22 protein-coding genes are annotated in these 22450 nt (G+C 67.5%); 6 read left to right on the forward strand and 16 right to left on the reverse strand.

Going from position 1 to position 22450, the window contains the following annotated elements; all coding sequences use genetic code 11:
• Positions 1-61: 61 nt before the first annotated feature.
• From hslV to ABE543_RS12570, 7 genes are all read right to left on the reverse strand, one after another.
• The gene (gene hslV, locus ABE543_RS12540; RefSeq protein WP_053520176.1) at positions 62-613 is read right to left on the reverse strand and encodes an ATP-dependent protease subunit HslV; all 552 of its coding nucleotides are present in this window, start codon (positions 611-613) and stop codon (positions 62-64) included.
• Between the two features lie 153 nt (positions 614-766).
• The gene (gene xerC / locus ABE543_RS12545) at positions 767-1639 is read right to left on the reverse strand and encodes a tyrosine recombinase XerC (RefSeq protein ID WP_053520177.1); all 873 of its coding nucleotides are present in this window, start codon (positions 1637-1639) and stop codon (positions 767-769) included.
• A 16-nt stretch (positions 1640-1655) separates the two neighbouring features.
• Entirely contained in the window at positions 1656-2330 is a 675-nt protein-coding gene (locus ABE543_RS12550) for a DUF484 family protein (protein WP_065175177.1), read from the reverse strand.
• A complete protein-coding gene (gene dapF / locus ABE543_RS12555; protein ID WP_065175178.1) occupies positions 2327-3178 on the reverse strand; it encodes a diaminopimelate epimerase in 852 nt (283 codons plus the stop codon). Before dapF ends, ABE543_RS12550 begins: the two co-directional genes overlap by 4 nt.
• Entirely contained in the window at positions 3171-3416 is a 246-nt protein-coding gene (locus tag ABE543_RS12560) for a lipoprotein (RefSeq protein ID WP_053520180.1), read from the reverse strand. The genes dapF and ABE543_RS12560 overlap by 8 nt, the downstream gene beginning before the upstream one ends.
• A gap of 84 nt (positions 3417-3500) precedes the next feature.
• The gene (locus tag ABE543_RS12565; protein WP_053520181.1) at positions 3501-3923 is read right to left on the reverse strand and encodes a YbaN family protein; all 423 of its coding nucleotides are present in this window, start codon (positions 3921-3923) and stop codon (positions 3501-3503) included.
• A gap of 54 nt (positions 3924-3977) precedes the next feature.
• Positions 3978-6089: a S9 family peptidase gene (locus ABE543_RS12570; protein ID WP_065175180.1), complete on the reverse strand. Its 2112-nt coding sequence runs from the start codon at positions 6087-6089 to the stop codon at positions 3978-3980.
• A 153-nt stretch (positions 6090-6242) separates the two neighbouring features.
• Between ABE543_RS12570 and ABE543_RS12575 the strand changes: the two genes are divergently transcribed.
• Positions 6243-7427 (forward strand): pyridoxal phosphate-dependent aminotransferase, encoded by a 1185-nt coding sequence (locus tag ABE543_RS12575; protein WP_346475756.1) that lies wholly within the window; start codon positions 6243-6245, stop codon positions 7425-7427.
• 74 nt (positions 7428-7501) lie between these two features.
• Here ABE543_RS12575 and ABE543_RS12580 read toward each other — a convergent pair whose 3' ends face one another.
• A complete protein-coding gene (locus ABE543_RS12580; RefSeq protein WP_164150656.1) occupies positions 7502-9598 on the reverse strand; it encodes a prolyl oligopeptidase family serine peptidase in 2097 nt (698 codons plus the stop codon).
• A gap of 68 nt (positions 9599-9666) precedes the next feature.
• The gene (locus ABE543_RS12585) at positions 9667-9987 is read right to left on the reverse strand and encodes a hypothetical protein (RefSeq protein ID WP_053519814.1); all 321 of its coding nucleotides are present in this window, start codon (positions 9985-9987) and stop codon (positions 9667-9669) included.
• A 128-nt stretch (positions 9988-10115) separates the two neighbouring features.
• On the opposite strand from ABE543_RS12585, the gene ABE543_RS12590 reads away from it, so the two are divergent.
• The gene (locus ABE543_RS12590) at positions 10116-10718 is read left to right on the forward strand and encodes a lipocalin family protein (RefSeq protein ID WP_346475757.1); all 603 of its coding nucleotides are present in this window, start codon (positions 10116-10118) and stop codon (positions 10716-10718) included.
• Between the two features lie 84 nt (positions 10719-10802).
• Here the strand turns inward: ABE543_RS12590 and ABE543_RS12595 are convergent, their stop codons facing one another.
• The 3 genes from ABE543_RS12595 to ABE543_RS12605 form a co-directional block, all read right to left on the reverse strand.
• The gene (locus tag ABE543_RS12595; RefSeq protein ID WP_053519816.1) at positions 10803-11492 is read right to left on the reverse strand and encodes a methionine ABC transporter permease; all 690 of its coding nucleotides are present in this window, start codon (positions 11490-11492) and stop codon (positions 10803-10805) included.
• Entirely contained in the window at positions 11489-12496 is a 1008-nt protein-coding gene (locus tag ABE543_RS12600) for a methionine ABC transporter ATP-binding protein (RefSeq protein WP_346475758.1), read from the reverse strand. The genes ABE543_RS12595 and ABE543_RS12600 overlap by 4 nt, the downstream gene beginning before the upstream one ends.
• Positions 12497-12703: 207 nt before the next feature.
• Complete coding sequence (locus tag ABE543_RS12605) at positions 12704-13600, reverse strand: DMT family transporter (RefSeq protein ID WP_065175182.1); 897 nt, start codon at positions 13598-13600, stop codon at positions 12704-12706.
• 119 nt (positions 13601-13719) lie between these two features.
• Here ABE543_RS12605 and ABE543_RS12610 point away from each other — a divergent pair, with 119 nt between their 5' ends.
• The gene (locus ABE543_RS12610) at positions 13720-14202 is read left to right on the forward strand and encodes a YajQ family cyclic di-GMP-binding protein (protein ID WP_053519819.1); all 483 of its coding nucleotides are present in this window, start codon (positions 13720-13722) and stop codon (positions 14200-14202) included.
• Positions 14203-14237: 35 nt separating this feature from the next.
• Here the strand turns inward: ABE543_RS12610 and ABE543_RS12615 are convergent, their stop codons facing one another.
• From ABE543_RS12615 to ABE543_RS12625, 3 genes are all read right to left on the reverse strand, one after another.
• Positions 14238-15335, reverse strand: coding sequence for a helix-turn-helix domain-containing protein (locus ABE543_RS12615; RefSeq protein WP_111186208.1), 1098 nt, complete (start codon positions 15333-15335; stop codon positions 14238-14240).
• Positions 15336-15451: 116 nt separating this feature from the next.
• Positions 15452-16579 (reverse strand): NAD(P)-dependent alcohol dehydrogenase, encoded by a 1128-nt coding sequence (locus tag ABE543_RS12620; RefSeq protein WP_346475759.1) that lies wholly within the window; start codon positions 16577-16579, stop codon positions 15452-15454.
• Positions 16580-16596: 17 nt separating this feature from the next.
• Entirely contained in the window at positions 16597-18063 is a 1467-nt protein-coding gene (locus ABE543_RS12625) for an aldehyde dehydrogenase family protein (protein ID WP_197600917.1), read from the reverse strand.
• A 193-nt stretch (positions 18064-18256) separates the two neighbouring features.
• Between ABE543_RS12625 and ABE543_RS12630 the strand changes: the two genes are divergently transcribed.
• Together ABE543_RS12630 and ABE543_RS12635 are read left to right on the forward strand one after the other, a co-directional pair.
• Positions 18257-18823 (forward strand): DUF1415 domain-containing protein, encoded by a 567-nt coding sequence (locus ABE543_RS12630; protein ID WP_053519826.1) that lies wholly within the window; start codon positions 18257-18259, stop codon positions 18821-18823.
• The gene (locus tag ABE543_RS12635; RefSeq protein WP_053519823.1) at positions 18820-19623 is read left to right on the forward strand and encodes an SDR family oxidoreductase; all 804 of its coding nucleotides are present in this window, start codon (positions 18820-18822) and stop codon (positions 19621-19623) included. The genes ABE543_RS12630 and ABE543_RS12635 overlap by 4 nt, the downstream gene beginning before the upstream one ends.
• 57 nt (positions 19624-19680) lie before the next feature.
• Here ABE543_RS12635 and ABE543_RS12640 read toward each other — a convergent pair whose 3' ends face one another.
• Complete coding sequence (locus ABE543_RS12640) at positions 19681-21711, reverse strand: M3 family metallopeptidase (RefSeq protein ID WP_197600916.1); 2031 nt, start codon at positions 21709-21711, stop codon at positions 19681-19683.
• Positions 21712-21880: 169 nt separating this feature from the next.
• Between ABE543_RS12640 and ABE543_RS12645 the strand changes: the two genes are divergently transcribed.
• The gene (locus ABE543_RS12645; RefSeq protein ID WP_065175187.1) at positions 21881-22285 is read left to right on the forward strand and encodes a hypothetical protein; all 405 of its coding nucleotides are present in this window, start codon (positions 21881-21883) and stop codon (positions 22283-22285) included.
• The last annotated feature ends 165 nt before the right edge of the window (positions 22286-22450 follow it).

Here is a 22450-nt window from a genome sequence, read left to right on the forward strand (position 1 = left end):
GACACCGGAACCAGACGGCCCGGCCGGTAGCGCCGGGCCATGCCCGGCGGATCAGGGAGCGTCACAGCTCCTCGACCACCACGTTGCGGTTGGTGTAGATGCAGATGTCGCCCGCGATGTTGATCGCTTCACTGGCGATGGTGCGCGCATCCAGCGCCGTGTGCGCCATCAGCGCGCGGGCCGCCGACAGCGCGTAGGAACCGCCGGAACCGATGGCGATGATGCCGTCTTCCGGCTCGATCACGTCGCCGGTACCGCTGATGATCAGCGAGGTTTCCTTGTCGGCCACGGCCAACAGTGCTTCCAGCTTGCCCAGGCGACGCTCGGTGCGCCAGTCCTTGGCCAGCTCGACGGCGGCACGCTGCAGCTGGCCGTGCTTTTCCAGCTTGGCCTCGAACAGCTCGAACAGGGTGAAGGCATCGGCGGCCGCGCCGGCGAAACCGGCCAGCACCTGGCCATCGCGACCCAGCCGGCGCACCTTGCGCGCATTGCCCTTCATCACGGTGTGGCCGAGCGTGACCTGGCCGTCGCCGGCAATGGCCACATGCTCGCCGCGACGCACGCAGACGATGGTGGTGGCGTGGAAAACGTTGGGGTTCTGACTGGGGTCCATGCGGCCTCCGATAGCTGTTCCCGGGACATGGGGACAGCGCCGGGGCCGATCAAGCCTGCGCGGATGGCTGCCGTTCAGGGCTCGGGCGCCAGCGGCCGCCGTATCCGCCGGGCACGGCCCGGCGCTACCACTGCCGCCGGGCGTGGATTGGCGCTACCGGCGGCGCTTGGCGCGCGGATGCGCAGCGTCGTAGACCTTGGCCAGGTGCTGGAAATCCAGATGGGTGTAGATCTGCGTGGTGGCGATGTCGGCGTGCCCCAGCAGTTCCTGCACGCCGCGCAGGTCGCCGGACGACTCGAGGATGTGGCTGGCGAAGCTGTGCCGCAGCATGTGCGGATGCACGTGCTTGAACAGCCCTTGCCGCTGCGCCAGCTGGCGGATGCGGATCTGCACCGCGCGCTGGCTGATCGGCCCGTTGCGGCCCGGAAACACCGGGGTGGCCGGGGCGCCGCCGCTTTCGCTTCGCCACGCAAGCAGTGCCTCGCGCGCCGGCTTGCCGAACGGTACCCGACGCTGGCGGTTGCCTTTGCCCATCACGTTGACCAGTCCGCTGGCAAAATCCAGGTCACGCCAGGTCAATGCGCAGACCTCGCTCAGGCGCAGGCCGGAGGAATAGAACAGCTCCAGCAGCGCGCGGTCGCGTCGCCCCAGCTCGCCTTCCGGTTCCAGTTCGACCAGTTGCACTGCTTCATCGGCGTCGAGCACCTGCGGCAGCCTGCGCGGCGCTCGCGGTGCCTTCAGCGTGGCCGCTGGACTGACCTCGATGCGGCCATGCCTGAGCAGCCACGCATAAAAGCTGCGGCAGGCAGACAGCCGCCGCTGCAGGCTCTTGGCCGACAGGCCCCGGCGATGTTCATCGGCGACGAACTGTCGCACGGCGTCAGCATCCAGCGCCTCCACCGGCACGCCCCGCGGCTCGGCCCATGCCGCCAGTGCATCCAGGTCGCGACGGTAGGCGTCCAGCGTATGCGCCGACATCCGCCGTTCCACCTGCAGGTGCTGCAGGAACGCCATGACCGCGCTCATCGCCGCCGCGCTCCGCTCAGTCCTGGAAGCGCTTGAGGCCGGTGGCCAGGGCCTCGCCCATCATGCGCAGGAACAGCGTGCCCATGCCCGGGTAGAAGCGGTTCGGGTCATGGCTGCCGACCGCGATCAGGCCGACACCCGGCAGCGGCAGCAGGGCGGTGGTCTGCACCTCCTCACTGCGCGCGCCATACAGCACCGCGTTCTTTTCCGGCTGCAGGCGGCCGCAGATCGGCTCACCGTCCTTCAGGCAATCACGGAAGGGGCCCAGTCGTGGATCGTCGGCCGCGATGACCTGCAGCCATTCGGCCTGTTCCAGCCCGGCCACCGGCACGTGCACGACCAGCCGCACCAGATCACCCGCAAAATCCTCCTGCAGCGAGGCGGCCATCGCACGCAGGGTATCGGCGGCACTGCCCTGCTTCATCAGTGCCAGCGTCAGCTGGTGGGTGCGCACCGCCAGCCGTTCGTTGACCTGGGCGGTCGCGCCCAGATCGGCCAACCGTCGCGCCAGCTCGCGGTTCTTTTCCCGCAGCAGCTCCAGCTGGTAGCTGGCCAGCGATGCGGTCGGGCCGTCATCGCGCGGCACCACCAGGGTCAGCGCCAGGTCCGGAAACTGCTTGAGGAAGGCCGGATGGCGCCGCAACCAGGCAGCGACTTCATGGGCCCCGAGCTTGTCGACGGTCTCAGTCATGCGATCCACTCCCCTTCGAAGACGAATGCGGTGGGGCCGGCCATCACCACGGGCTGCCCCTCGCCCGGCCACTGGATGCGCAGTTCGCCGCCGGGCAGGCTGATGCGTGCATCGCGCTGCAGGCGACCGCGCTGCATGAGGGTGACTGCGGCTGCACAGGCGCCGCTGCCGCAGGCGAGGGTCTCGCCGACGCCCCGCTCGAACACGCGCAACCGCGCGTGGTCCGGCGCGATGACCTGGGTGAACCCCACGTTCACCGACTTCGGGAACGAGGCATGCTGCTGCAGCAGCGCGCCGACGCGCTCGACCGGCGCCGCATCGATCAGGCCCACCTCGATCACGGCATGCGGATTGCCCATCGACACCGCAGCAAACCGCACGCTCTCGCCCTGCAGCGGCAGCAGATACTCCTCGCGCGGGTGGGCAAAGCCGACCAGCGGCACGCTGGCAGGTTCGAATGCGGGTACGCCCATGGTCACCGCATACTGGCCCTGGCCCAGCACCTGCACCGCATGGCTGGCCAGTGGGCTGTCGATGACGAATGCATCGCCCTGGGCACTGCCCTCGCGCACCAGCCAGGCCGCGATGCAGCGCGCGCCGTTGCCGCACTGCTCGGAATTGGAGCCATCGGCGTTCCAGATCCGGTACGAGGCGACCGAGCCTTCGACGCGCGGGGCCTCGATGGTCAGGATCTGGTCGCAGCCCACGCCGGTGTGGCGGTCGGCCAGGCGCGCGGCCAGCTGTGGCGTGGGCGGCGCGGTGCCGTCGCGCAGGTCGATCACTACGAAATCGTTACCCGCGCCGTGCATCTTGCTGAAACGCAGCGCGGTGGAACCGGTCTTACTCATTCCCGTCGTCCACCTTCTTCACCGGGTCCGGGGTCACCGACGGACTGCCGTCACCCGTGTCCTGGGTGGCAGGCGGGGTGGCTTCGCCGTCGGCATCGGTGGCCGGCTCGACGGTCTCTTCCACCGGCACCGGCTTCTGCGGCAGCACCAGCGGGCCCTTGTTGCCGCAGGCGGACAGGAACAGCAGCGAGGCCGCTGCCAGCGGAATCAGGATGGCGTTTCGATGGGGAATCTTCATGGCCCGAGTATAGCCACTGCCGGCTGAGCGGTTGGTGGAGGGTACGGCCCCCATGGCAGCGCCGAGCCATGCCCGGCGGAAGGGTCAGTCCTGCGGCGGCAGCGGCCGCGTCCACAGCCAGATCGCCACCACGGTCATGCTGCCGATGGAGAACCACTTCACCCAGGCGATCGGCACGCACCACAGCATGATCCCGGCGCAGACCGCCATGGTGATCGTGGCCATCCATTTGCCGTAGCGGCTGACCGCGCCATGCGCCTGCCAGTTGCTGATGGCCGGCCCGAAGCGCGGATGCTGCAGCAGCCAGGCGTGCAGCCGCTCGGAGCCGCGCGAGGCGGCCCATGCCGAGATCAGGATGAATACGGTTGTCGGCAGCCCCGGCACGAAGATGCCGACAATGCCGGTGCCGAGACTGACATAGGCGAGCAGCCACCATGCCCAGCGGAAACGCACCGGCCGGCGGGTCGGGGCTGCGTCCTGGGCGGCAGGCGGTTCAGGCAGGCTCATGCTCGCAAGGATAACGGTTCGGGGTGCCCGGCAACGCCCGGCACCCCGCCGCAATCACGGTGCTGCGATACCCAGTTGCTGCAGCACGAAGGCATACGATTCGGACAGCTCGCGGTAACGCTGGAAGCGACCCGACTTGCCGCCATGGCCGGCCTCCATGTTGGTGCGGAACAGGATCGGGTAATGGCCAGTGTTGTCGTCGCGCAGCCTGGCCACCCACTTGGCCGGTTCCCAGTACTGCACCTGCGAATCCCACAGGCCGGTACCGACGAACAGCGCCGGATAATCCTGCTTCCTGACATTGTCGTAGGGCGAGTACGAGAGCATGTAGTCGTAGTACTGCTTCTGCTCCGGGTTGCCCCACTCGTCGTACTCGTTGGTGGTCAGCGGGATGGTCGGATCCAGCATGGTGGTGACCACGTCCACGAACGGCACCTGCGCCACCATCACCCGGTAGTCCTGCGGCGCCTGGTTGGCCACCGCCCCCATCAGCAGGCCACCGGCACTGCCACCGGACGCGGCCACGCGATCCTTCGCCGCCCAGCCCTGCGCCACCAGTCCACGGGTAACGTCGATGAAGTCGTTGAAGGTGTTCTGCTTGTGCAGCAGCTTGCCGTTCTCGTACCAGTCGCGGCCCATCTCCTGGCCACCGCGGATGTGGGCGATGGCATACACCACGCCGCGATCGAGCAGGCTCACTGCCGTCTGGTTGAAGTACGGGTCCATCGACATGCCGTAGCTGCCGTAGGCGTACTGGAACAGCGCGCCCTTGCCGTCCTTCTGGTAGCCCTTGCGGTAGACCAGCGACACCGGCACCTTCACGCCATCGCGCGCGGTGATCCAGACGCGTTCGGTTTCGTACTTCGATGCGTCATAGCCGATCACCGGCTGCACCTTCAGCTGGCGGCGCTCGCCGGTGGCGGTGTTCAGCTCGAACACGGTGGTCGGGGTGGTCATCGAGGTGTAGACGTAGCGCAGCCATGGCGTATCGGCCTCGGTGTTGTCGCCCAGGCCCATCGAGTACGCCGGCTCATCGGCCTTCACGTAGTCGCTGCGGCCATCCTTGAACAGCAGGCGGATGCGCTCCAGGCCTTCGGAACGCTCGGCAATGGCGGTGAAGCCATCAAACAGCTCGAATCCTTCGATGAACACCGCATCGTCATGCGCGATCCAGTCCTTCCACTGCGCACGCGAGGTGGCATCGGTCGGTGCGGTGACCAGTTTGAAGTTCTTTGCACTGTCGTTGGTACGTATCACCCAGCGGCCATCGTAGTGGTCGGCGTCGTACTCGACGTCGCGCTGGCGTGGCGCCAGCACGGTGAACGTGGTCGGGTCGCTGGCCGGCGCGTAGCGCTCTTCCGACGACACGGTACTGTGCACGCCGATGGTGATGAAGCGGTCGTCGCGGGTGCGGCCGATGCCCATGTAGAAGCTGTCGTCCTTCTCTTCGTAGACGACGGTGTCGGCGCTGGCCGGGGTGCCCAGCACGTGCTTCTTCACGCGCACGGTCAGCAGCGTTTCCGGATCGTTCTCGACGTACAGCACGGTGCGGTTGTCGTCGGCCCAGACCAGGTCGCCGGAACTGCCGGTGATCACGTCGGGCAGCACCTGCCCGGTCCGCAGGTCCTTGAAGCGGATCGTGTACTGGCGACGGCCCACGTCATCGTCGGCCCAGGCCAGCAGCTGGTTGTCCTGGCTGACTTCCATCGAGCCGACATTGAAGTAGCCCTTGCCGGCGGCCATTGCGTTGACGTCCAGCAGCACTTCTTCGGCGGCATCCATGCTGCCCTTGCGGCGTGCGTGGATCGGGTAGTCCTGCCCGGTCTCGAAGCGGCTGTAGTACCAATAGCCGCGCTCGCGCGCCGGCACGCTGGAATCATCCTGCTTGATGCGGCCGACGATTTCCTTGTACAGCGCGTCTTCCAGCGGCTTCAACGGCGCCAGCACCTGGTCGGCATAGGCGTTCTCGGCCTGCAGGTAGGCCAGCATGTCCTTGTTCGCGCGCTTGTCGTCACGCAGCCAGTAATAGTCGTCGTTGCGGGTCGCGCCGAACGGGGCCTTGACCTCGTGCGGATGCCGGGCGGCGTCCGGCGGAACAGGCAGGGGGGCGGCGGTAGCGGTGCTGGTCATCAGGCTGGCGAGCAACAGGCAGAGGGTGGACTTCATGAGATAAGGCTCCAGGCGCTTCAATGCAATGGTCTTCGACGGGATCGGTTCCCTTTCCCCGAACAGCGATCTGACCCCAATCCCGTCGGCACCACAACCCTGCAGGTCGTCACGGTGCGGGTCCGCTGGCAGCGGTCGGCGTACCATGGGCGCATGAGTACCCTGCCCCACCCGCCGGTCTACAGCCGGCGCAGCCATGAAATCGCTCCGTTCCACGTGATGTCCCTGCTGGCCCACGCGCAGGCGCTGGAACAGGCCGGCCACGATGTCATCCACCTGGAGATCGGCGAACCGGACTTCACCACGGCCGGGCCGGTGGTGCGTGCCGGCCAGGCGGCCCTGGCCGCCGGGCACACGCGCTACACCGCCGCACGCGGCCTGCCTGCGCTGCGCCAGGCGATCAGCGGTTTCTATCGCAGCCGTTACCGGCTGGATGTGGATCCGGAACGCATCCTGGTCACTCCTGGCGGCTCCGGCGCGCTGCTGCTGGCCAGCAGCCTGCTGGTCGACCCGGGCCGGCACTGGCTGCTGGCCGATCCCGGCTATCCCTGCAACCGGCATTTCCTGCGCCTGGTGGAAGGTGCCGCACAGCTGGTCCCGGTCGGTCCACAGACCGCCTACCAGCTCACACCCTCGCTGGTGCAACAGCACTGGAACACGGACAGCGTCGGCGCACTCGTCGCCTCGCCGGCCAACCCCACCGGCACGGTGCTGTCGGCCGATGAACTTGCGGCGCTGTCACGCACACTGCACGCACGCGGCGGGCACCTGGTGGTGGACGAGATCTATCACGGCCTGACCTACGGCGTGGACGCGGCCAGCGTATTGCAGGTCGATGACAGCGCGTTCGTGCTGAACAGTTTCTCGAAGTACTTCGGCATGACCGGCTGGCGCCTGGGCTGGCTGGTGGCGCCGCCCGCAGCGGTGCCCGAACTGGAGAAGCTGGCGCAGAACCTGTACATCAGTGCGTCGAGCATCGCCCAGCATGCAGCCCTGGCCTGTTTCACCGATGAATCGATGGCGATCTTCGAACAGCGACGGGAGGCCTTCCGCCAGCGTCGCGATTTCCTGTTGCCGGCGCTGCGCGAGCTGGGCTTCCGCATCGAGGTGGAGCCGCAGGGCGCGTTTTATCTGTATGCCGATGTCAGTGCGTTCACCGACGATGCCCAGGCGTTCTGCGCGCACTTCCTCGAAACCGAGCATGTGGCCTTCACCCCGGGCCTGGATTTCGGCTTCCACCGCGCCAACCAGCATGTGCGCCTGGCCTATACCCAGGAAATCCCGCGGCTGCAGGAAGCGGTGGAGCGCATCGCGCGCGGGCTGCAACATTTCCGCTAGCGCCGGGCCATGCCCGGCGAGCGCGCAGCGCCGCCCATGAAAAACGCCGCCCGGGGGCGGCGTTTTTCATTTCGTCATTTACCGCCCAGGCGCTCCCACAGGAAGCTGTAGGCCAGGGCCGCCATGTGCGCGGCCTGCGCGTTGTTGGCTGCGCCGCCATGACCACCTTCGATGTTCTCGTAGTAGGTCACATCCTTGCCGGCATCGATCATCTTCGCCGCCATCTTGCGGGCATGGGCCGGGTGCACGCGGTCATCGCGGGTGGAGGTGGTGAACAGCACCGGCGGGTAGTTCTTCTTCGCGTCGAACAGGTGGTACGGCGAGAAGGTCTTGATGAACTCCCAGTCGCTGGTATCGGGGTTGCCGTACTCGGCCATCCACGACGCGCCGGCCAGCAGGTGGCTGTAGCGCTTCATGTCCAGCAGCGGAACCTGCACCACCACCGCACCGAACAGTTCCGGGTACTGCGTCAGCATGTTGCCGGTCAGCAGGCCGCCGTTGCTGCCGCCCTGCACGCCCAGGTGCCTGGCACTGGTGATCCTGCGCTTGACCAGATCCTGTGCCACCGCGGCCATGTCCTCGTAGGCCTTGTGACGATTCTGCTTCAGCGCCGCCTGGTGCCAGCGTGGGCCGTACTCACCGCCACCACGGATGTTGGCGACCACGTACACACCGCCCTTCTCCAGCCAGGCGCGGCCCATGCCACCGGAATAGCTGGGTGTCAGCGAAATCTCGAAACCGCCGTAGCCGTACAGCAGGGTCGGATTGGAGCCGTCCAGCTTCATGTCCTTGGCATGCACCACGAAGTACGGCACACGGGTGCCATCCTTGCTGGTGGCGAAGTGCTGCTCGATCACCTTGCCCTCGGCATTGAAGAAGGCCGGCATGGTCTTCAGCGTTTCCGGTGCCTTGCCGATCTCGGCCAAAGCCAGGGTGGTCGGCGTCAGATAGTCGGTGGCGGTCAGCCAGACCGCATCGCTGTCGTCGCTGTCCACTGCGCCCACGGCCAGAGTGCCGAATGCCGGCGCGCCGACAAACGCGCTCTTCTGCCAGCCATTGGCGCCCGGGGTCAGCACGGACAGGCGATTCTTCACATCGTCCAGCACGTTCAGGACGAGGTGGTTCTTGGTCCAGGTCGCACCGGCCAGCGAGGTGGTCGCGGTCGGGGTGAACAGGACCTCGAAGTCACGCTTGCCGGCCAGGAAGTCATCGAGCCGGGTCGCCAGCAGCGAGCCGGACGCGTAGGTCCTGCCGCCCACGGTCCAGGCGTCGCGCAGCTCCAGGGTCAGCCACTGCTTGTGCAGGCCCTTCTCGGCGGAGTTCGGCGCATCGATCTTGGTCAGCGTGCCATCGTCGCCGCGCAGGTAGACCTCATTGTTGTAGAACGCCAGCGTGCGGCTGACCAGGTTGCGCTCGAAGCCCGGGGTGTCATCGTGCATCGCCGCGATGTACATGTCCTCCGGCTTGCCTTCGTACACCACGCTGGCCGACGACATCGGCGTCCCACGCTTCCACAGCTTGGCCACGCGCGGGTAGCCGGAGGTGGTCATGGTGCCGGCACCGAAATCGGTGTAGACGAACACGGTATCGCGATCGATCCAGTTCAGGCCGCCCTTCGACTCGGGACGGAAGAAGCCATCCTCGATCCAGCGCTTCGTCGACAGATCGAACTCGCGGGTGACATCGGCATCCGCGCCGCCGCGTGACAGCGCGATCAGGCAGCGGCTGTAGTCCGGGCGCAGGCAGTCGGCGCCGTGCCAGACCCAGTTCTCGCCCTCGGCCTTGTTCAGTGCGTCCAGGTCAAGCACGGTTTCCCACTGCGGCGAGGCCTTGCGGTACTCGGCCAGGGTGGTGCGCCGCCACAGGCCACGTTCGTGCTGCTTGTCCTTCCAGAAGTTGTAGTAGTAGTCGCCGATCTTCTGCACGCCGGGAATCTTGGCATCCGAATCGAGCACCTCACGGATGCTGGCCTCCATCTGCCTGAAGGCCGGAGTCTGCGCCAGGCGCGCCTCGGCCTTGGCGTTCTGTTCCTTGACCCAGGACAGCGGCTTGTCGCCGGTGACGTCCTCCAGCCAGGCATAACGGTCGGTATCTTCAGCAGCCACTGCGGTCCCCACCGAGGCAGCGGTCATCATGCCAGCCAGCAGGCAGGCGGAAGCGAGTCGTGACATTGCAGCTCCAGGCAGTCATAAGCCGTGGAACGCTAGCACGGATCCGGACACCGCCCCCGTGTCGAAGGTCAGGCCGCCGCCGTCGCGCCGCGTCGGCCGCGCGCGCCGGCTGCCCTGCGGCGGCGCGCCTGTCCACCGGTACGACGCGACGACCGCCGCCGCAGCGACGGCAATGGGCAGCGCAGCAACGCCCACCAGGCCACCAGCGGCATGCCGATCAGCCACAGGGGCAGCCAACCCAGCCAGGCACTGCTGCCACGGGCGGCCGGCCACACCAGGACCAGTGCGACGCCGGCCAGTGCCAGATGCTGTACACCCCGCAGCAGGCGCGGATCGGCGCGTTCGCTGACGCGTTCAGTCGAGGGGCGGCGTGTGAGGCGTGCGCTCATGCGGGTTTCTCCGGTGGACAATGCAACACAGCTTGGGCAAGGGCCTTCTCATACGCTGCGACACCATTGACGGACCGCGTGCACACAGTCGACCATGCGCGTGCAAGCCCACTGGAGCCCGCTCCCGCATGACTTCGATCCGCCCGCTCTGCGCCGTGCTGCTGGCCCTGTCCCTGGCGGGCCCGGCGCTGGCTGCCAGCGATCCGCCGTCGCCGCGTGCCGCGGCGGCCCGCGCCCCCGATCCGAACGCGCCGATCGACCTGCAACGTTTCATGGGCACCTGGTACGTGATCGGCCGCGTGCCGAACTTCGTCGAGCGCGGTCACGTTGCCAGCGTCAACGAGTACGCGCTGCGCGACGATCACAAGGTTGCCATCACCTACCGCTACCGCAACGGCTTCAGCGAACCGCAACAGGAGATCCGCGCCCGTGCCAGCGTCGACCCGGACAGCGGCAACCATGGCTGGCGGACCTGGTTCTACCGCGTGGTGCCGACCCATTCGCGCGTTCTGGAAGTGGCGCCGGATTACTCCTGGGCACTGATCGGCTATCCGGGCCGCGAGATGGCGTGGATCTTTGCCCGTCGGCCTGACATGGACAAGACGCTGTACAAGGAGCTGGCCGAGCGCCTGCGCGACGAGTACGGAGTGAATACCGACAAGCTCAAGCGGGTGCCGCAGCGCCCGGACCAGGTCGGCAAACTGGGCTATGAAGTGCCCAACGCGCGGTGAGACGACGCCGCCGGGCATGGCCCGGCGCTACTGGAACGTCCGCGTGGCAGGGTAGCGCCGGGCCATGCCCGGCGGACGTGCCGGTTACCTGCGGGTGTAATGTGCGACCAGCCGGTCGCCTAGCATCTGCAGCAGCTGCACCAGCACCAGCAGCAGCACCACGGTCACCAGGGCGACGTCGGTGTGCGAACGCTGGTAGCCATCACGGAACGCCAGATCGCCCAGGCCGCCCGAGCCGATCGCACCGCCCATGGCGGTGAAGCCGATCAGCGCAACGGTCGTGACCGTGGCACCTGCGATCAGGCCCGGCCGCGCTTCCGGCAGCAGCACACGGGTGACCAGCTGCCAGGTGGTTGCGCCCATCGCCTGGGTCGCCTCGATCACCCCACGGTCCACTTCGCGCAGCGCGGTTTCCACAAGCCGCGCATAGAACGGTGCGGCGCCGATCACCAGGGGCACGATCGCACCGCGAACACCCAGCGACGTCCCCATCATGAACAGCGTCACCGGAATCAGCACGATCATCAGGATGATGAAGGGCACCGAGCGCAGCAGGTTGACCACCAGCGCCAGCACGCCATAGGCGAACGGACGACGCTTCATCTGCGGCGCACCGAACAGGTACAGCAGCACGCCCAGCGGCAGCCCGATGGCCAGGGTCAAGGGTAGCGAACCGGCCAGCATCAGCAGGGTGTCGATGGTAGCCTGGCCGATATCGGCCCACTTGCCGGCGTCCAGGTGGCGGAAGAATCCGTCTGCAGCAGCAATGATCATCGACGCAGTTCCTCGACATGCACGCCAGCGGCCACGAACGCGGCCTGCGCGGCGGCGTGATCGCCACCGACCAGGGCCACGACCAGTTGGCCATACGGTGTGTCCTTGATCCGGTCGATACGCCCGGACAGGATGTTGTAATCGACCCCGGTCTGGCGCGCGATGCTGCCCAGCAGGGGTTCGTAGGTATCGCCACCGAGGAAGGTCAAGCGCACGATGCGCCCACTCACGGCGTCGAAATCACGGTGCAGCGTTCCTTCGTCCACATGCTCCGATTCGCTGACGAAACGGCGGGTGGTGGGATGCTGCGGATGCAGGAACACCTGGGTGACCGGACCGGTCTCCACCAGCTGGCCGGCATCGAGCACCGCCACCCGGTCGCAGACGCGGCGGATCACATCCATTTCGTGGGTGATCAGCACGATGGTCAGGCCCAGCTCGCGGTTGATCTTCGACAGCAGCGCCAGCACCGACGCGGTGGTCTGCGGGTCGAGAGCACTGGTGGCCTCGTCGCACAGCAGGATCTGCGGGCGGGTGGCCAAGGCACGGGCGATGCCCACGCGCTGCTTCTGGCCTCCGGACAGCTGGGCCGGGTACTTCTGTGCGTGTGCCTGCAGGCCGACGGTCTGCAGCAGTTCGGCCACCCGGCTGTCGATCTCCGCCTTCGGTGTACCGGCCAGCTCCAGCGGGAAGGCGACGTTGCCCGCCACCGTGCGCGAGGACAGCAGGTTGAAGTGCTGGAAGATCATGCCGATTCGCCGGCGCAGCGAGCGCAGGCCGTCGGCATCCAGCGCGGTGATGTCCTCGCCGCCGATCAGCAATCGGCCACCGGAATGCTCTTCCAGGCGGTTGATCATGCGGATCAGCGTCGATTTGCCGGCACCGGAATGACCGATGATGCCGAAGACCTCGCCGGCCTCGATGGTCAGGTCCAGCGGTTGCAGCGCGCTGACCGCGCGGCCGGCAACGGCATAGGATTTGTGCAGGCGCTGGAACTCGATCACGGGAGCGGCTCACCGGCAGGCGACAGAAGGGGGCGTGCAGCCTACCAGCGCCGGCGGTCGCGCGCCCGCGCCATGGGCCAGAATGTTATTCCTTTTGGTTCTAAGGCGCCTGCTCCGGCCGGGTTCCGGGGTCAGAGCCCCTGTGGGATCTGACCCCGGGGTCGGATCCCCGCAGGGGCTCTGACCCCGCTCCCCGGCCAAACCGGTTCAGGGATGATCCAGCGGCTTCGGCGGCTGCTGGCGGTTCACCCGCTCGCGGTGCAGCAGGTACAGGCCCGACGCCACGATGATCGCCGCCCCCACCCAGGTGTAGCCATCCGGCAACTGCCCCCAGAAAGCCAGATCCCATCCGATCACCCAGACCAGGCCGCTGTACTCCAGGGGCGCGATCATGGATGCCTCGCCCAGCTGGAAGGCCTTGGTCAGGGCGATCTGACCCAGCGCACCGGCCAGCCCCATGCCCGCGATCAGCGGCGCGTGCGCCAGCAGCAGCGGCCTCCAGCCGGGAATCGCCAGCAGGCCCGCGCCGATCGCCATGATGACCAGGAACCAGACCACCATCGACTGCGAGGTGTCGGTACGGGTCAGCAGGCTGACCGTGATCGCGGCAACGGCGTAGGCGGTGGCCGCGGCCAGCACCATCAGGCCCGGCACCGAGATGAACCCATCCACGCCGGGCCGCAGCACCACCAGCACGCCGACCAGGCCGATGCCGATGGCCACCCAGCGACGCGGTCCGACCCGTTCGCCCAGCAGCGGCACCGACAGGGCCGCGATCAGCAGCGGCGCGACGAAGTAGATGGTGTAGGCGGTGGACAGTGGCAGATCGCGCAACGCGAACACGAAGCAGCCGATCATCGCCATGCCCAGCGCGCCACGCAGCAGATGCAGGCCCCAGCGACGTGGCACCAGCGAACGCGGGCCCGCGCTGACCAGCACCCAGACCAGCACGAACGGCAACGACGCCGCGCCGCGCAGGAAGGTCACCTGCAGGGTGGGATAGCTGGCCGCCAGCTGCTTCATGCCGGCGTCCATCAGGGAGAAGCAGGCGACCGCGGCGACCATCCAGGCCACCGCGCGCGAGGGGGAGCGTTGCACGTTCATGGCCCATTATCGCCGAGCCGGCGGCGGGATGCCGTTGCAGCGATGCCCAGCGCCACGGAAAGCGGGCAGGCTGGCCGGCGCGATAGAATGTCCGCACTGAATTCTGTGGAGCATCGCCCATGCCTTCCTTCGACGTCGTCTCCGAAGTCGACACCCACGAGCTGACCAACGCCATCGACCAGGCCAACCGCGAACTGAGCACCCGCTTCGATTTCAAGGGCGTGGACGCCAAGTTCGAGCGTGATGGCGATGTCATCAACCAGTTCGCGCCGACCGAGTTCCAGCTCAAGCAGATGAACGACATCCTGCGTGCGCGTCTGGCAGCGCGCGGCATCGACGTGCTGAGCCTGGAGTTCGGCGACATCGAGACCAATCTGGCGCAGGCGCGGCAGAAGATTACCGTCAAGCAGGGCATCGAGCAGAAGGTGGCCAAGAAGATCGCCGCCGCACTGAAGGACGCCAAGCTGAAGGTGGAAAGCCAGATCAATGGCGACAAGCTGCGCGTGCAGGGCAAGAAGCGCGACGATCTGCAGGACGCGATCGCAGTACTGAAGGCCGGCAAGTTCGAGCTGCCGCTGCAGTTCAACAATTTCCGCGACTGACTGCTCCGCCGGGCGTGGCCCGGCACCGCGCTCGATCAATCACGCAGCAGCTTGTACAGCGTGGTGCGCGAGATGCCCAGCTGGCGTGCGGCCAGACTGAGATTGCCGTCCGCCGCCTGCGCCGCCCGGCGCGCCGCTTCACGCTGCTGATCGCGCAGCGCCGGCGCCGCCATCGTCGCCGGTGAAGACCGTCGCACGCTGTTGCCAGCGACCTTGCGCGGCGCCTGCAGATGCTGCAGGTAGACCGCACTGCCCTCGCCCAACCGGACCCGATGCGGCGCCCCCGGCTGCAGCAGGCGCCGCCGCTGTGCGGCACTGGCGCCGGCAAACACCGCTGCAATATCCAGCAACGGCAGTGGCCCGCGCCGCGGCAGGCCCAACAGACGCCGGGCCACACGGTTGGCGGCGCGCAGCTGGCCATCCTCCTGCACCGCCAGCAGCCCCTGCAAGGGTGACGCCAGCCAGCGCGGATCATGCTGCAGCGCCAGCAGGTGCACATCGGCAAGCGTGTGGAACAGGCGATTCTCGCTGGCCAGTGCGGCCTGCCGGAAATAGCCCTGCAGCAGCGAAGGATCGCGCTCACCCAGCCCGGTGATATCGATCACTCCGCATACCCGCCCGTCGAGATCGTGCAGGGGTTCACTGAGGCAGAACACCGGAGCGAAACGCTGCAGGTAATGTTCATTGCCGCGCACCAGCGCTGGCAGGTCGTCGGCCAGGCTGACCGCCGGCGCGGTGGTGCCGATCTCGCTTTCGCCCAGCCGCCGCCCGACCTGGATCGGCCGCAGCAGGGGCGAGTCTTCCAGGCCATGCGCCTGCTGCGCGATCACCATGCCCTCGCGGTTGGCGCAGAACATCGTCCAGCCACGTCCGCCGAAAGCGGCCCACAGCTGTTCCAGCTCCGGTTGCACGCAGCGTGCCAGGCGACGGTCGTCGCGCTGTGGCAGATGCCGGCCATCGCTCTGCAGCGGCAGGTAGACCGGTTCCTGCCCGGGCTGCAGGCCAGCCGCGCGCGAGCGCATCCACGACTGCTGCAACGGCTGCGGCAACACGTTCAATGAGCGCGCATCGCCCTCGGCAAAGGCCGCGCGTACCGCTACCAGCTGCTGTTGCCCGACGGAGGTTGCGATCATGGGCGCAGCGTACACCGGCCAGCGGCAACGCCACGTTACGCTCCGATGAGGTGTTTGCCTGCGGTTGCCGCCCATCCGGCAGGTGCAGGGCGAAGCCCTGCAGCCCTGCCCTCAGATCACGCCGCGATGCGCAGGATCGGCTTCAGGGTGATGCCCCGGGTGCTGTCCTCGGCCGCCTGGTTGATCTGCTCCAGCGGGTAGAACTTCACCAGCCTGTCGAACGGGAAGCGGCCCTGCTGGAACAGCGTGACCAGCTGCGGAATGAACACCTGCGGCACACTGTCGCCTTCCACGATGCCACGGATGCTGCGGCCACCCAGCAGCAGGTTGTTCACGTCGAAACTGGCGGTCGTGCCCAACTTCGGTGCACCGACCACGCCCATCATGCCCAAGCCCCCCAAGACCTCGATACCCGCAGAGAGCACCTCCGGGCGACCGGTCGATTCCAGCGCGAAATCAGCGCCACCGCCGGTGATGGCGCGCACGGCCTCGACCACATCGGTCTCGCGGCTGTTGACCACGTGGGTGGCGCCCAGCTCCAGCGCGAGTGCCAGCCGCGACGGCACCACATCGATGGCGATGATGGTCGTGGCACCGGCCACCTTGGCCGCCATCACCGCACTCAGACCCACTGCGCCGGCACCGTAGCTGGCAAAACTGCTGCCCGAGCGTACCTTCAGCGAATTGAGTACCGCGCCGGCACCGGTCTGGATGCCGCAACCCAGCGGGCCCAGCAGCTCCAGCGGTGCATCGTCGGGCACCTTGATCGCATTGATCTCGCGCGCCAGCGCATAGGTGGCAAACGAAGACTGCGCGAAGAAATGGTCGTGCAACGGCTGACCCTGCGCATCGGTGATGGCGGTATGGCCGTGGCCATCATCGCCACCAAAGTTCAGCGCGAAGAAATCCCTGCAGTAGGCGCCATGACCGCCCCGGCACGGATTGCAGTGGCCGCAGGCGCCATAGGTCAGCACCACGTGATCCCCTGCTTTCAGTTCCTTTACGTTGGGGCCGACCGCCTCCACGACGCCGGCGCCTTCGTGACCCAGCACCGCGGGCAACGGCACCGGGTAGTACTGATCGCGCACGATCAGGTCGGTGTGGCACAGGCCGGTGGCTACCACCTTCACCAGGACCTCATCCTCCTGCGGGCCGCGCAGCCGGGCCTGCTCGATGACGAAGGGTTGTTCCTTGCCGCGGACCACTGCGGCGGTGATCTCGCGTGTTGCCGTATTGTCGTTCATCGTGATGGCTCCTTCGATCAGATCGGGTAAGCGGGCGCCTCGCCCTTGACGGTCAACCACTGCCACTGCGTGAACTCCTCCCAGTTGGCGGGGCCGCCGATACTGGTGCCATTGCCGGATGCTCCGACGCCGCCAAAGGGATTGATCACCTCGTCGTTCACGGTCTGATCGTTTATGTGCAGCAGCCCGGTGCGCAGGCGCTCGCCGAGCTTCAGTGCGCGGCCGACATTGCTGGAAACGATGGCCATCGACAGGCCGTACTCGCTGTCGTTGGCCAGGCGCACGGCATCGTCGTCATCGTCGAACGGCACCACCACCGCCACCGGCGCGAAGATTTCTTCGTTGAACGCCGGATTGTCAGCAGAGACGTTGCCAAGCACGGTCGGCGCGAAGAACAGATCGCGATGGGTACCTCCGGCCTCCAGCGAGGCACCGGCCTGCACTGCCTGCTCGACCACGCGCGTGGCGTGGTCGCGCTGGCCGGCATTGATCAGCGGACCGATCGCCACGTCTTCGCGCGCCGGATCGCCCACCTTCAATGAATTGGCCTTGGCCACCAGCTTCTGCAGGAACGCGGAGTGGATCTTCCGCTGCACCAGCACGCGGCCGGTCGCCATGCAGATCTGGCCCTGATGCAGGTAGACCCCCCACGCGGTGTTGGCCACCGCCAGGTCGAGGTCGGCATCATCGAGGATGATCAACGAGTTCTTGCCGCCCAGCTCCAACGAGACCTTCTTCAGATGCTTGCCCGCCGCTTCTCCGACCTTGCGCCCGGCGGCGGTGGAGCCGGTGAACTGGATCATCGCCACGTGCGGATCGCTGGTCAGCGCAGCGCCGGCCGCGCCATCACCGGGCAGCATGTGCAGAACGCCTGCCGGCAGGCCGGCCTGCTCGAACAGGCGTGCGATCACCGCCCCGCCGCACACCGCTGTGCGCGGGTCAGGTTTGAGTACCACCGCGTTGCCCAGCGCGATGGCCGGCGCCACCGCGCGCATGGCCAGATACAGCGGAAAGTTGAAAGGCGAGATGACCCCTACCACACCCAGCGGTCGGCGCCGCGCCAGATTCAGCCGGCCCGGCTCGGAAGGCAGAATCTCGCCGGTGCTGCGCGACGGCAGCGCCGCAGCCTCGTGCAGTGCCTTGATGGTCACCTTGGCCTCAAAACCTGCCTTCAGGCGGGTGGAGCCGCTTTCGCGTACCAGCCATTCGACCAGGGTGTCGATGTGTTCTTCGGCCAGGCGTGCCGCTTTGCGCAGCACTTCAGCGCGCTGTTCGTACGGAGCCGCCGCCCACGCCTGCTGCGCCTGCGCAGCGGCCGCCGCCGAGCGCTCCACCTGCGCCGGGTCGGCCAGGCCGATCTGGCCGAGCGTGTTACCGGTGGCCGGCTCGATCACCGGCTGCCGTTGCGCGGCCGCCTGCCACCGGCCATCGAAGAGGGCGCCGGCCCAAAGGGCGTCCGGCAGCCACGGAGAAGATGCAGTCATGGGTGTCCTCCTGTGTCGTGCGTCCATTCCACGCCTACCGCCCGCAGCAGGCAATCGGCCATCTGCCGGTGGCCTGCAAAGGCTTGAATCGGCGGGGATTTGCAGCATGGCGACTGTCCAGTTCCTGCACAGTGAACAGCGCAGCGGCGGCACACTGCCTACAATGGCGACCTCGCCCGCCGATGTGCCCGCCATGACCGATATCGCCCTGCCCACCGACGACCCGATCGCCGCCACCCGCCTGTGGCTGGAGCGCATCGTCATCGGCCTGAACCTGTGTCCCTTCGCCAAGGCCGTATATGTGAAGGACCAGGTCCGCTTCGTGCTCAGTGATGCCACCACCCCCGAAGCACTGGTCGAACAGCTGGCCGAGGAACTGGTGCTGCTGCGGGACACGCCGGCCGAGCAGATCGACACCACCCTGATCGTGCACCCGCAGGTGCTGACGGATTTCCTGGACTACAACGACTTCCTCGACAACGCCGACGCGGCGATCGAGGCGCTCGATCTGCAGGGCATCCTGCAGGTGGCCAGCTTCCATCCGGACTACCAGTTCGAAGGCGTGGCCGCCAACGACGCCAGCAATTACACCAACCGCGCGCCCTATCCCACGCTGCACCTGCTGCGCGAGGACAGCGTGGCACGCGCGGTGGACGCCTTCCCCGATCCGGACGTGATCGTCGAGCGCAACATCCAGACGCTGGACCGCATCGGCGTGGACGGCTGGCATCGCCGCCTGCGTGGCGAAGACCTGTCATGAGCGCGGCTCCGCCGATCGCTGCCTGGCCTGCCGCGCCGCTGGCGGGCAAGGTGGTGCTGGTCACCGGTGGCGCCAATGGCATCGGCCGCGGCATCGCCCAGGCCGTGCTCGGTGCCGGCGGCCGCGTGCTGATCGGTGATCTGGATACGGAAGCCGGCCACGCCTGCCTGGCCGAATGGCAGCGCGATGACGATGCGGCGTTCCAGCCCCTGGACATCACCGACGAAGCCAGCGTGCGCGCGTTCATCGCCACGGCGGTGCAGCGGTTTGGCGGCATCGATGGCCTGGTCAACAATGCCGGCATCGCCGGTGCGCACGGTACGCCACTGCAGGACATGGCGTGGGACGAATGGCAGCGCCGCCTGTCATCGCTGCATGGTGCTTTCCTGTGCAGCCGGCATGCCCTGCCGGCACTGTCATCCGGTGGCGCCGGCGCCATCATCAACATCGCCTCGACCCGCGCCCGGCAGTCCGAAGCCCATAGCGAAGCCTATGCCGCGGCCAAGGGCGGACTGGTGGCATTCACCCACGCGCTGGCAATCAGCGCCGGACCGGCGGTACGGGTGAACAGCATCAGTCCGGGCTGGATCGGCACCAGCGAGTGGCAGGCGCCCTCCCGGCGCCATGCGCCCGAGTATTCGGCCATCGACCACGCACAGCATCCGGTCGGCCGCGTCGGCCGCCCGGAAGACATCGGCGCGCTGGCGGTGTACCTGTTGTCGCCGCTGTCCGGATTCACCACCGGCCAGGATTTCATCGTCGACGGCGGCATGACCCGCAGGATGATCTACGCCGAGTGACCGATGCCCGTCGAGGGGTGCCCGCCATGGGGGGCACCCCTCACAGCCGACGTGGGATCAGGCCATGCCCGAATGGCGCAGCAGCGCATCGATCTGCGGCGCACGGCCACGGAAGGCCTTGAAGTTCTCGGCCGCTGGACGGCTGCCCCCGCGCGAGAGGATCTCGTCGCGGAAACGTGCACCGGTCGCGGCCAATGCCTGCGGTGCTTCCTCGAACGCCGCATAGGCATCGGCACTGAGCACCTCGGCCCATTTGTAACTGTAGTAGCCGGCCGCATAGCCACCGGCGAAGATGTGGCTGAACTGATGCGGGAAGCGGTTCCAGGCTGGCGGATGATTCACCGCCACTTCGCCGCGCACGCGCTCCAGCAGTGCCAGCACACTGTCCTGCGTGGGCTCGAACTGGCTGTGCAGCAGCATGTCGAACAGACCGAACTCCAGCTGGCGGACAGTCGCCATGCCGCTGTGGAAATTGCGCGCGGCCAGCATGCGCTCATACAGCGCACGTGGCAGCGGTTCACCCGTCTCCACGTGCGCAGTCATGCGCTGCAGGTGGTCCCATTCCCAGCAGAAGTTCTCCATGAACTGGCTGGGGAGCTCCACCGCATCCCATTCCACGCCATTGATGCCGGCCACGCCCAGCTCACCAATCCGGGTCAGCAGCTGGTGCAGGCCATGGCCCATTTCATGGAACAGCGTGGTCACTTCATTGTGGCTGAACGTAGCCGGCCTGCCGCTGGCACCGCGACCGAAGTTGCACACCAGATACACCAGCGGCGTCTGCACGCTGCCATCGGCACGCTCGCGCCGGTTGCGGCAATCGTCCATCCACGCACCGCCGCGCTTGCCCTCACGGGCGTACAGATCCAGGTAGAACTGGCCTACCAGCGCGTCCTGCGCATCGACCAGGCGGAAGAAGCGTACGTCCTCGTGCCAGACCGGTGCGCTGTCCTCCTGCACGCGCAGTCCATACAGCTGCTCGATCACCGAGAACAATCCACCCAGCACCTTCGGCTCGGTGAAGTACTGTTTCACCTCCTGCTCGGAATAGCTGTAGCGCGCCTGCTTCAGGCGGTCGGCCGCGAACGCCAGGTCCCAGGCCTGCAGGCTGTCGATGCCCAGGTGGTCACGCGCGAACTGCTCCAGTTCGGCACGGTCCCTGGCCGCGAACGGCTTGGCGCGCGACGCCAAGTCACGCAGGAAGCCCAGCACTTCGGCCGGGTCCTGCGCCATCTTGGTGGCCACCGAGTAGTCGGCGTAGGAATCAAAGCCGAGCAGTGCGGCCAGTTCAGCCCGCAGGGCCAGGATGCGGTCGATGTTGCCGCTGTTGTCCAACGCGTCATCGCCGAATTCGGAAGCGCGCTGCGCGCTGGCCCGGTACAGGATCTCGCGCAGGTCACGATCTTCGGCCCAGGTCTGTACCGGCAGGTAACACGGCATCTGCAGCGTCAACTTCCAACCGTCCCTGCCATCGTTCGCCGCTGCCGCACGCGCGGCAGCCTTCACGTCGTCCGGCACGCCGGCCAGGCGTGCTTCGTCTTCCACGATCAACGACCACGCATCGGTGGCGTCCAGCACATTCTGCGAGAACTTCGCGGACAGCGCCGACAGTTCTTCCTTGATCGCGGCGAACCGCTGCTGGGCGTCCGGCGCCAGCTCCGCGCCCCCCAGGCGGAAGTCGCGCAGCGTATTGTCCAGCACCTTGCGCCGGGCCTCATCGAACGACCCCGCCTCCGGGCCGGTGGCCAATGCCTGGTACTGGCGGTACAGCGCCAGGTTCTGGCCCAGCGCACTGGCGAAGCGGGTCACCCGCGGCAGATTGCTGTTGTAGGCCTCGCGCAGTTCCGGCGTGTTGAACACGCCCTGCAGGTGGCCGACCAGGCCCCAGGCGCGCCACAGCCGCTCGGTGGCATCGTCCAGCGGGACCACGAAGGTGTCCCAGCGGACCGGCTGCACCTGCTCGGCTGCGTTGACGGCGGCCTCGGCCTCGGCCAGCAGCACGTCCAGCGCCGGCGCCACGTGCTCGGGGCGGATCGCCTCGAAGCGCGGCAGGCCGGAGAAATCGAGCAGGGGGTTGGCAGCGGTCACGGCAGATCTCCAGTTACGGGCCCGAGGAGCGGGCAGCCCAGTCGATATGGCGCTGGCCGGAGCCGCAGACAAGGGGGGCGCGCCAATCATTCACGTCGGCCTTACGGGGTCGCGCGGAAGCTCTGGCTGCGGGGGAGTCCGCAGCGGAACATGCCGATAGAGGCCCCACATGGAAGGTCTGGCTCAGGTTGCAACCGCGTTGCCGGCCCGGTCGCTGGCGCTGTCTGCCAGCGCGGAGGAGTTGTCCTGGATCGCCACATTGTGCGATCCCGGCGATGATGCCCGGCGCCATCTGCAGGAGCTGCAGGTGCTCATGCAGCAGGGCGGCATCCTCAACGACGAGCAGGAGTGGTACCCGTTCGAGGTGATCGAACGCGGTGCCCGCCACCTGCACCCGGGGCACGAGCGTGAGTTCGTGATCTGCGTGCTGCTGTGGCTGCAGGCGCTGGCCCAGGACCGCATCAGCAGCCTGGACCCACGGCTGCACCTGGATGATCGCGCGATGGACATCGAGGCGCTGCCTGATGCGCTGCGCGATGCGGTGCTCGACGCGTTCACTGCGGCGGGGTACTGATCGGGATACGCCGCTGCGCTCGCCGGGCGTGGCCCGGCGCTACCGGGATCGACGGGCTCTGATACGCCGCTGCGCTCGCCGGGCGTGGCCCGGCGCTACCGGGATCGACGGGCTCTGATGCGCCGCTGCGCTCGCCGGGCGTGGCCCGGCGCTACCGCGATCGAC

Source organism: Stenotrophomonas sp. TWI169 (genome assembly GCF_039674705.1).
GTDB lineage: Bacteria > Pseudomonadota > Gammaproteobacteria > Xanthomonadales > Xanthomonadaceae > Stenotrophomonas > Stenotrophomonas maltophilia_P.

Coding starts and splice junctions, on each gene's coding strand:
- hslV (WP_053520176.1), bottom strand. CDS start 613: ATGGACCCCAGTCAGAACCCCAACGTTTTCCACGCCACCACCATCGTC.
- xerC (WP_053520177.1), bottom strand. CDS start 1,639: ATGAGCGCGGTCATGGCGTTCCTGCAGCACCTGCAGGTGGAACGGCGG.
- ABE543_RS12550 (WP_065175177.1), bottom strand. CDS start 2,330: ATGACTGAGACCGTCGACAAGCTCGGGGCCCATGAAGTCGCTGCCTGG.
- dapF (WP_065175178.1), bottom strand. CDS start 3,178: ATGAGTAAGACCGGTTCCACCGCGCTGCGTTTCAGCAAGATGCACGGC.
- ABE543_RS12560 (WP_053520180.1), bottom strand. CDS start 3,416: ATGAAGATTCCCCATCGAAACGCCATCCTGATTCCGCTGGCAGCGGCC.
- ABE543_RS12565 (WP_053520181.1), bottom strand. CDS start 3,923: ATGAGCCTGCCTGAACCGCCTGCCGCCCAGGACGCAGCCCCGACCCGC.
- ABE543_RS12570 (WP_065175180.1), bottom strand. CDS start 6,089: ATGAAGTCCACCCTCTGCCTGTTGCTCGCCAGCCTGATGACCAGCACC.
- ABE543_RS12575 (WP_346475756.1), top strand. CDS start 6,243: ATGAGTACCCTGCCCCACCCGCCGGTCTACAGCCGGCGCAGCCATGAA.
- ABE543_RS12580 (WP_164150656.1), bottom strand. CDS start 9,598: ATGTCACGACTCGCTTCCGCCTGCCTGCTGGCTGGCATGATGACCGCT.
- ABE543_RS12585 (WP_053519814.1), bottom strand. CDS start 9,987: ATGAGCGCACGCCTCACACGCCGCCCCTCGACTGAACGCGTCAGCGAA.
- ABE543_RS12590 (WP_346475757.1), top strand. CDS start 10,116: ATGACTTCGATCCGCCCGCTCTGCGCCGTGCTGCTGGCCCTGTCCCTG.
- ABE543_RS12595 (WP_053519816.1), bottom strand. CDS start 11,492: ATGATCATTGCTGCTGCAGACGGATTCTTCCGCCACCTGGACGCCGGC.
- ABE543_RS12605 (WP_065175182.1), bottom strand. CDS start 13,600: ATGAACGTGCAACGCTCCCCCTCGCGCGCGGTGGCCTGGATGGTCGCC.
- ABE543_RS12610 (WP_053519819.1), top strand. CDS start 13,720: ATGCCTTCCTTCGACGTCGTCTCCGAAGTCGACACCCACGAGCTGACC.
- ABE543_RS12615 (WP_111186208.1), bottom strand. CDS start 15,335: ATGATCGCAACCTCCGTCGGGCAACAGCAGCTGGTAGCGGTACGCGCG.
- ABE543_RS12620 (WP_346475759.1), bottom strand. CDS start 16,579: ATGAACGACAATACGGCAACACGCGAGATCACCGCCGCAGTGGTCCGC.
- ABE543_RS12625 (WP_197600917.1), bottom strand. CDS start 18,063: ATGACTGCATCTTCTCCGTGGCTGCCGGACGCCCTTTGGGCCGGCGCC.
- ABE543_RS12630 (WP_053519826.1), top strand. CDS start 18,257: ATGACCGATATCGCCCTGCCCACCGACGACCCGATCGCCGCCACCCGC.
- ABE543_RS12635 (WP_053519823.1), top strand. CDS start 18,820: ATGAGCGCGGCTCCGCCGATCGCTGCCTGGCCTGCCGCGCCGCTGGCG.
- ABE543_RS12645 (WP_065175187.1), top strand. CDS start 21,881: ATGGAAGGTCTGGCTCAGGTTGCAACCGCGTTGCCGGCCCGGTCGCTG.